General features: G+C 44.7%; 7 protein-coding genes. 3 read left to right on the forward strand and 4 right to left on the reverse strand.

All coding sequences use genetic code 11. From position 1 onward, the window contains the following. Positions 1 to 303 precede the first annotated feature (303 nt). From QUA34_RS22955 to QUA34_RS22970, 4 genes are all read right to left on the reverse strand, one after another. Complete coding sequence (locus QUA34_RS22955) at positions 304 to 573, reverse strand: type II toxin-antitoxin system ParD family antitoxin (RefSeq protein WP_333389343.1); 270 nt, start codon at positions 571 to 573, stop codon at positions 304 to 306. A gap of 520 nt (positions 574 to 1093) precedes the next feature. After that, on the reverse strand, positions 1094 to 1318 hold the full coding sequence (locus QUA34_RS22960) for a hypothetical protein (protein ID WP_333389344.1): 225 nt from the start codon (positions 1316 to 1318) through the stop codon (positions 1094 to 1096). A gap of 321 nt (positions 1319 to 1639) precedes the next feature. Next, positions 1640 to 2224 carry a PAP/fibrillin family protein gene (locus QUA34_RS22965; protein ID WP_333327473.1) on the reverse strand — a complete coding sequence of 195 codons (585 nt, stop codon included), beginning with the start codon at positions 2222 to 2224 and terminating at the stop codon, positions 1640 to 1642. A gap of 188 nt (positions 2225 to 2412) precedes the next feature. Beyond that, positions 2413 to 4089 carry a glycosyltransferase family 4 protein gene (locus QUA34_RS22970; RefSeq protein ID WP_333389345.1) on the reverse strand — a complete coding sequence of 559 codons (1677 nt, stop codon included), beginning with the start codon at positions 4087 to 4089 and terminating at the stop codon, positions 2413 to 2415. A gap of 411 nt (positions 4090 to 4500) precedes the next feature. On the opposite strand from QUA34_RS22970, the gene QUA34_RS22975 reads away from it, so the two are divergent. The 3 genes from QUA34_RS22975 to QUA34_RS22985 all read left to right on the forward strand — a co-directional run bounded on the left by QUA34_RS22975 (position 4501) and on the right by QUA34_RS22985 (position 7301). Beyond that, on the forward strand, positions 4501 to 4740 hold the full coding sequence (locus QUA34_RS22975; RefSeq protein WP_006631296.1) for a DUF3134 domain-containing protein: 240 nt from the start codon (positions 4501 to 4503) through the stop codon (positions 4738 to 4740). 130 nt (positions 4741 to 4870) lie between these two features. Then, complete coding sequence (gene mraY, locus QUA34_RS22980) at positions 4871 to 5986, forward strand: phospho-N-acetylmuramoyl-pentapeptide-transferase (protein ID WP_333389346.1); 1116 nt, start codon at positions 4871 to 4873, stop codon at positions 5984 to 5986. 331 nt (positions 5987 to 6317) lie between these two features. Then, a complete protein-coding gene (locus QUA34_RS22985; RefSeq protein WP_333389347.1) occupies positions 6318 to 7301 on the forward strand; it encodes a glycosyltransferase in 984 nt (327 codons plus the stop codon). The last annotated feature ends 164 nt before the right edge of the window (positions 7302 to 7465 follow it).

The raw sequence follows: 7465 nt of genomic DNA on the forward strand, positions 1-7465 counted from the left end.
AGAATACACTTAACTAGTCTAAATATTTAGACTAGTAATTTTACACAAAGAGCTGAAACAACGAGGTTACGTCGATCGCCCACTTCAGATCGCCCGTACAAATAAAAAACCCCTGATGCAATCTCTGCTTTAGGGGTTTTGTTTTGAGGCATCAATGTTAATACTTAATCAGGTATAGATACCGGACAGAGCGGAAAACTAGGGTCGCAGTCAAGGAGTGTCATGACTCAAATAATGCTAGTCAGTTAAGACGATAGCCGGTCAGCACAGCTTGCTTGATTGCTCTTACAAGCGAGCGTCCCTTTAGGGCTGGGTTACTGACACTCCTGACTGTTGTATTTTATCGATATTTTCTTGAAGTCTGGCAAACACAAGTTCTCCGTCTGTCACTTGTCCCTCAGCAATTTGTGCAGTTCCAACTGCTATTTTCTGGCGCAGCTCTTCGATGCGTTGTTCTCGTTGTTTTAAAAGTAAGATCGCTTCTCCAATTAGTTCTTCCACGCTGCCATATTTTCCGCTTTGAATTTGCGATCGAATAAACTCTTCGTATTCCGGTTTTAATAAAATATTCATTCGCTTGATCCTTTAAATCTCAGAAATGTTACTGCTCGATCATGACATATTTTTTAGATTAAGTAGGTAGGCGCTGTAAAACGCAATTATGTAAACGATTGTCAAGTATCCAAATGCCCTAAGCGTGGCTAAATCAGCCCTGTTTACATATTGTTACATAGCTCAGTTGAATCCCGCCTACCTACTTACCTTAGCACAAATATCAAAATATTCATAAATTGTGGCCGCCCTAAAGTCGAGCTTGAAAAAACTATTGTGAGCTGCGGGCGATCGCACTTTTCCCCACGCCCATTTACAAATTCTCAATTTGTTGAGCAAACCACATCGGCGTCGTCCCATTTCCCTCACCCAAAAGTTTTAAAGCCTGCGACAGTCAAGCAATTGGCAATCCCTCACTCGCCACAGAAAAATCGCATTTCTGATATAGCAATTCTGTATGAATTGTGAATAACTTGCAGGAGTAATGCCCCCGTGTCTACCCTACTCTTAGAGGGGCAACCACGGGGGTTTAATCCTACTTTTAGTCTGGTTGCAAGTCAAAAACTACCACAAGCGTTGTTTGAGGCATCAGTTGACGCAGACACAGCAAGTGCTCGTCAGCATCCGATCGACTGCGAAATCGCCCCACAATCGCCCGCTGCATACTGGGCATGAGTTTGGCGATCGCCCAAGGGTAAAGGCGTTTTTGGTACGCGATCGCCCCAGGATTCGCTGCGAATCCCTGTTGATAACCGTTTTGTGGCATAATCGTGTTGTATTCGTAAGGAGTACACAAAAGGCGTTAGTAAGTTTCTTGGCGGGAATGTACTAACGCCTTTTCCATTAAAATTCAAGTACATATCACAAGAATTGTCAATTGTCAATTCTTAACGCTAAGTTTTAACGGTTATCCTATCTGAAGCTTTTATCGGCTATGGATTTGAGGGTTTTAGTAAGTGTTGAATTGTTGGCATAAGTGATATATTTTTGATTTTTAACCGCAGATGAACGCGGATAAACGCGGATGAAAGAAAGATAAATTGAGAATGAGTTAAGGGGCGATCGCACTTAATCACACATCACAAAATCACTCTTTTGTCAAGACAAAAACACTGTCTTTATTCCCCCGTCCAATCCGCAAATCTTTATCCAAATAAGTGATATCTAGCCATCCCTGCTGTTCGCGAGTATCCAGCCCGAAATCTACAGCAGCGAACTTTTTCCCCGACTCAATCTCATCGATAAACTTCCCCGGATATTCATAGCCAATCAACCTGCTTAAACCCAAAATTGACCGCTCAAACTTCACCTGCACTCGCCGTTCCGAAGTTGGCTCAAATCTTGCCGCTACACTGACAATTCCTTCCAAATAAGGCAAGCCGTAAAGTTCGCCAATGTTGTAAATTTTAGATTTTTTGACGCGGATAGATTGATAAATTTGACCCAATTTCACCAAGGGAAAACTGTCAAGATTCAGCAGTTCACGGCTGGTGGTGTACAATAACCGCCAATCACCATTTAAAAGCTCTGCGGCTTCGACAGGCCGTGGTGTGGGGTTGTAATCTTCCAATTGGGCGATCGCACTTAAAATCGCTTGTTTGTCGCTAGCCGTAGCCAGCAAACCTCGATTCTTACCAGCAATTATCTCTAATAGTGCAGATTTTCTAAGCATGATTTTTTAAGAAGGAATAAGGAAGGGGGAAGAAGCAACAAGGAATAGGGAATTTGTTATTTGTAATAAGCTGTCGGGCATCTTGCATTGTATTTTTCGGGCGGGCGGGACATCCCACAAGAATTTTATCAAACTTGACTGTAAAATTTAGATGCGCCTGGGCTTAACATATCATCAATAACTAATGATTAATCACTAATCACTAAGATATCAAATTTCACCAAATAAAGCAGAGTTCGATACAGGTAGGCTAATTCTTGCTCGTTTTTAACGTAGCGTCGGATAACTTCCCCCACGCTGATCGCACCTTCCTGCTTAATTGTATCCAATATCTCCATCTGAATGCTAACAGAAGTTCTCCTATCGTCACCAAAACTGGTAAACCTAATTGTCTGTACCTGCTTTAAAAGTTCTGGTGTGGCGATCGCACCCAGACTCAGCATCATCTCATTGTTTAAACTTCTAGTCGCATAATTACCCAATACGCGAAACGGATCGTCGCCTAGGGGATAAGGCGGCTTCCCAGGTTTTAAAGGTGCTGACTCCGGTGCCACAAAGCGAATTTCTGCTAATTCCCGCCACAATTGTTCGTAAGCAGCAATTACTACTTTCCAATCATAAATTTCCCTCGCCCTTTGTCTCGCATTTTCCCCCATCCGCTTTCTCAATTCGGGGTTTTCAATTAATTGACACAACGCCAGGGTGCAAGCATCAATGTCAACTGCTGTGGCGAGGGAAGTGTGACCCATGTAAGTCGGCCAATTTAAGCTGCCGTCGAGATAATTTAGGGCTAAATCTAAACAAGATTCCGGGGGCGGGATGAGTGTGGGAATGCGGAATCCGTCTATTTCGTGGCGTACAGATTCTTTGTATCCGTTCCAATCGGAGACTATGGCCGGCAGTCCGTTCGCCATGGCTTCTATTGGTGTCAGTCCGAAGGATTCTTGAATGTTGTCGGACAGCGAAATGAAAATGTCTGCCGCCGACCAAATATTTCTTCTGATTTCCGGCTGTCTCCCATCTAAAAAAATAGCATTCACCGAGGGACAAAATATTGGCGCGCTATTTTTAAAGTCGGGTTCTTCTCTCGGATCTTCTATCCAACCGGCTTGAATTAAGTGGATTTTGGCTTTTGTCTGTTGTGCGGCCCGTTCTAGGGCGATGTACATGGGTACCGGATGAGCTTTTGCAGAAAAAATCAATCGACCGACAAATAACACAACAATATCGTCGGGAGAAATGCCGAGTTCTTGTCGCAGTTGGCGACGACTATTAACTGCTTCCATACCCTGGGGAAACGCGCTGCAATCCACTCCGAGGGGAATAACCGGCAATTTGACTAAAATTTCCGGTTTACCGCCGTTCCGCTGGGCTAAATATTCAGACCACTCCCTCATAACTCCTTCTACTGCTGTTTTCACGGCGGCAGAGGTGCAGATCAGGGCGTCCCAAGGCTGCATGGGTGCGGTGATCAAATCGCCGATCGCCTCCATGATGTATTGTGTACCGATCGTGTGAGTAACGCCGCAAACGCTGTAGGCCCGCTGATCGACAAATCTGCGCGCCCAAACCATCTGCGACAGAACCGGATCGGGTCGGTAAATTGTGCCAGGTTGAGATAGCAAATCCGGTCGTTCCATCGGAATCCAACGAACTTTCCGAGGTTTTTGCAGCCAAGGTTGGATGTGCGAACAAAACTCTTTAAAGGTTGTTTCGCTATCGGCGCAACAGTAGAGAGAGTCAGCGGTTCCGTGTTGGACTAAGCTTTTGAGAAACCCTTCTCCGGCTGAATGACGCCCCAGAAGTTTTTTGCCTCCGGTGTGGTAGCCCTCTTTGTTGTATAAAACCGCTGCCGTTGTATCCATTCTGAGATTTATTGCTTGAGAGTTGACTGAAAAAGCCAGAGGGCATTCGGGCTCAGGCTTTGATGAAAATCCAGGAGACTGTTGTGAATCAACCCCTTGCCCTTAGGGAAGCTTGCACAATAGGATCGCCGCCTGTCCCGCGATATCTTAAAGACGATCGTCTCAGATTACAATGCTTACGGCTAAAGAAGGATTGGCAAGAGCGGATTTTAGTGTTATCCTCATGCCCATGCTTGGGGGCGATCGCCTTTAGGGTCTCCCATCTTATCCGATCCGGAACCAAACAGTGCCTGTGGTATAATGCTTTAGCCTTGCTAAATGCCCGATTTGCAAGTGCTTGATCAAATTAGTAGTTCGTCGGCAAAACGTTACCTCACTCGATCGCGTCTTTGTCTTTAAAAACCGATAATCATGTACAACCCATCTCTGCGTCAAATTCCTCGCCACTTACCTGCGGATGTAATTCCATTAAAACAGCAATCTTCTCTTTTAGACTGGTTGGAATCTAACAATCGCTTGTTAGCAAGGGATGTCCAAGAACCCGACTATCTGCACGAAGAAGAAATTTCTGAACTTATGGCAGTTGACGACAGTCCTTACGATGATTTAGAAGAGGAAGTAGAAGAGGATGTGAGTGTAGGCGAAGAATAACGGGTAGAAGGGTGAAGAAATCAACCGGAAACAGGGAAGAAAAACTAAGAGATTTCTCAATCTCCTGTATCGCACCCTATTCCCCCATTGTCAATTGCTTATTCTCAAATAGTGTGTGGTGAGGAGTGTTATGGATAACTTTTTGGATGAGAAAATCCCTTTTAGTCTGCCTTTCAAACTTACAGGCAAGAATTTATTCCTGCTGCTGGGTTTGGGGCTCGGCACTGTAGCGATCGGTTTAGATGTAGTAGCGGATAGATTTTTGAATTTACCTGCATCGCTATTTATGCCGCTAGTTGTTTGTGCTTTAGTTGCGTCGGGGTTGGGCTATGCAGTTGTACCCGTACTCCAGCAACTAAAAGCAGGACAAATAATTCGCGAAGACGGCCCCCAAGCCCATTTGAAAAAAGCGGGAACGCCGACAATGGGAGGCATCTTTTTTATACCTGCGGGGGTAGCAGTCGCTTTACTTTGGTCTAAGTTTAACTCAGATGTTGTTGCCGTATCGGCTTTAACTTTAGCTTACGGTTTCATTGGCTGGATTGATGACTGGCAAATTCTGCGACGTAAGTCAAACAAAGGTATTTCACCTCGGATGAAATTGGCTTTGCAAATAAGTTTTGCTGCTCTATTTTGTCTGTGGCTGATGTTTCATCAACCTGCAATTTCTACGAATGTTGCTTTGCCTTTCGGTTGGGTATTGCCATTAGGTTTTCTGTTCTGGCCGCTGGCGGGTTTTGTGCTAGTTGCTGAAAGCAATGCTACTAATCTTACTGATGGTGTTGACGGATTGATGGGCGGTTTGGGCGCGATCGCACTTTTGGGACTAGGTGCATCTGTAGCCTCAACTTCGCCAGAATTAATGATTTTTTGCGCTTGCATCAGCGGCAGTTGTTTCGGTTTCTTAGCACACAACCGCAATCCAGCCAAGGTGTTTATGGGCGATACAGGTGCTTTAGCTTTGGGCGGTGCGTTGGGTGCGGTAGCTTTATTAACAAATAGCCTTTGGATATTATTAATTATCAGCGGGATTTTCTTTGTAGAAACGCTGTCAGTAATTGCTCAAGTAGGTTATTACAAAGCTACAAAAGGGCCTGATGGCATCGGCAAGCGTCTGTTAAGAATGGCTCCACTGCACCATCATCTAGAGTTGTGCGGCTGGTTGGAAACTCAGGTTGTTGGCATTTTTTATTTAACTAACGGGGCGTTAGTGTTAATGATTCTGATGTTAACTAGCAACATTTGAGAAGAGATTGCGTGACGGATTGCACAGGGGATGTAAGAGATATTTTCTACTATTTCAAAGAAACAGGCAAGATGCCTGTTCCACAAGAACTGAATGCAGTTGTGGAACAGGCATCTTGCCTGTTTAAGGCTCGGAAGTTATAATTTTGAGAATTGATATCCTCAGTTAATGCAATGGAACTTAGTAACACTTTTTAATTATTTGAATAACCGCGAAGAGGGTTCTAGGACAAAGGAAGAACTACATTTGCTTATTTATCTTCCTTAGCGCCTTCGCGGTTCGTTTAATCTTACTCAATATTAGTTATGCTATCGTTTACGGTTGTTTGTGAATGACTAAAACGTTTTTACCGGAGGTTTCGGTGGTTGTGCCTGTTTACAACGGCGAGAGGGATTTGCCGGGGTTGATCGAGTGCCTGCGATCGCAAACTTATCCGATCGACAGTGTAGAATATCTCTTAGTAGACAACAACAGTCGCGATCGCACTTCAGCAATCATCGAAACCGCAGCCTCTAACCCCCCCTCAGTCCCCCCCTTGGTAAGGGGAGGAAGCAATTTCAATCAAATAATCATTCGCCACCTCAGTGAAAATCAGATTCAAAGTTCCTACGCCGCCCGCAATCAAGGAATTCGCGCATCCACAGGCGAAATCATTGCATTTACCGATGCAGACTGTCGCCCGGAATCTGACTGGCTGGAAAATTTAGTTAAGCCATTCGTTGACTTAGAAATAGGAATTAGCGCTGGGGAAATACTCGCATTGCCCGGTAAAACTATCTTAGAACAACACGCCGAGCGCCAAAATACTTTATCTCAAAAACATACTCTCGCTCACTCTTTTTGTCCCTACGGTCAAACCGCCAACTTAGCTGTACGGAGGCTAGTTTTACAACAAATAGGATTATTTCGCCCTTACCTCACCAGTGGCGGCGATGCTGACTTGTGTTGGCGGATTTTGCGGGAAACATCCTATCAATTACATTTTGCTCAAAATGCGATCGTCCGACACCGCCACCGTTCTACAATAAAACAGTTGCAAAGTCAATGGTATCGGTACGGCGAATCTAATAAATATTTGCACGAACTCCACGGTGTCGATTTGATGCGAGAATTGACAACACAGGAATATTTTTATCGGCTGGCTAGATGGCTGTTCAAGGAATTTCCGGTTGCTGCTGCCAAAAGTGCGATCGGCTCTTCGGAGCTGGTAGACTTATTCAATACGCCGATCGGTCTTTTGAATGTTAGGGCAAGGGCAATGGGGCAGCGCCAAGCCAAACTTCCAGAATCAGCTTGGGACATTGAGCGGTTTTAATCGGCTTTAATATTTTAGAGCAATAAATCATTGTTTGATCGCACTTGCGATCGACAAATATTCGTTTGTACACAATCCGCCCCTATATAGGGCTTGCTGAATATATCGATGGCACTTGACGTAGCCTGGGTTATGCGCTCGCGAGAGCGAGGGTAAAGTGCAAA

The sequence above is a fragment of the Microcoleus sp. POL10_C6 genome, assembly GCF_036701585.1.
Classification (GTDB): domain Bacteria; phylum Cyanobacteriota; class Cyanobacteriia; order Cyanobacteriales; family Microcoleaceae; genus Microcoleus.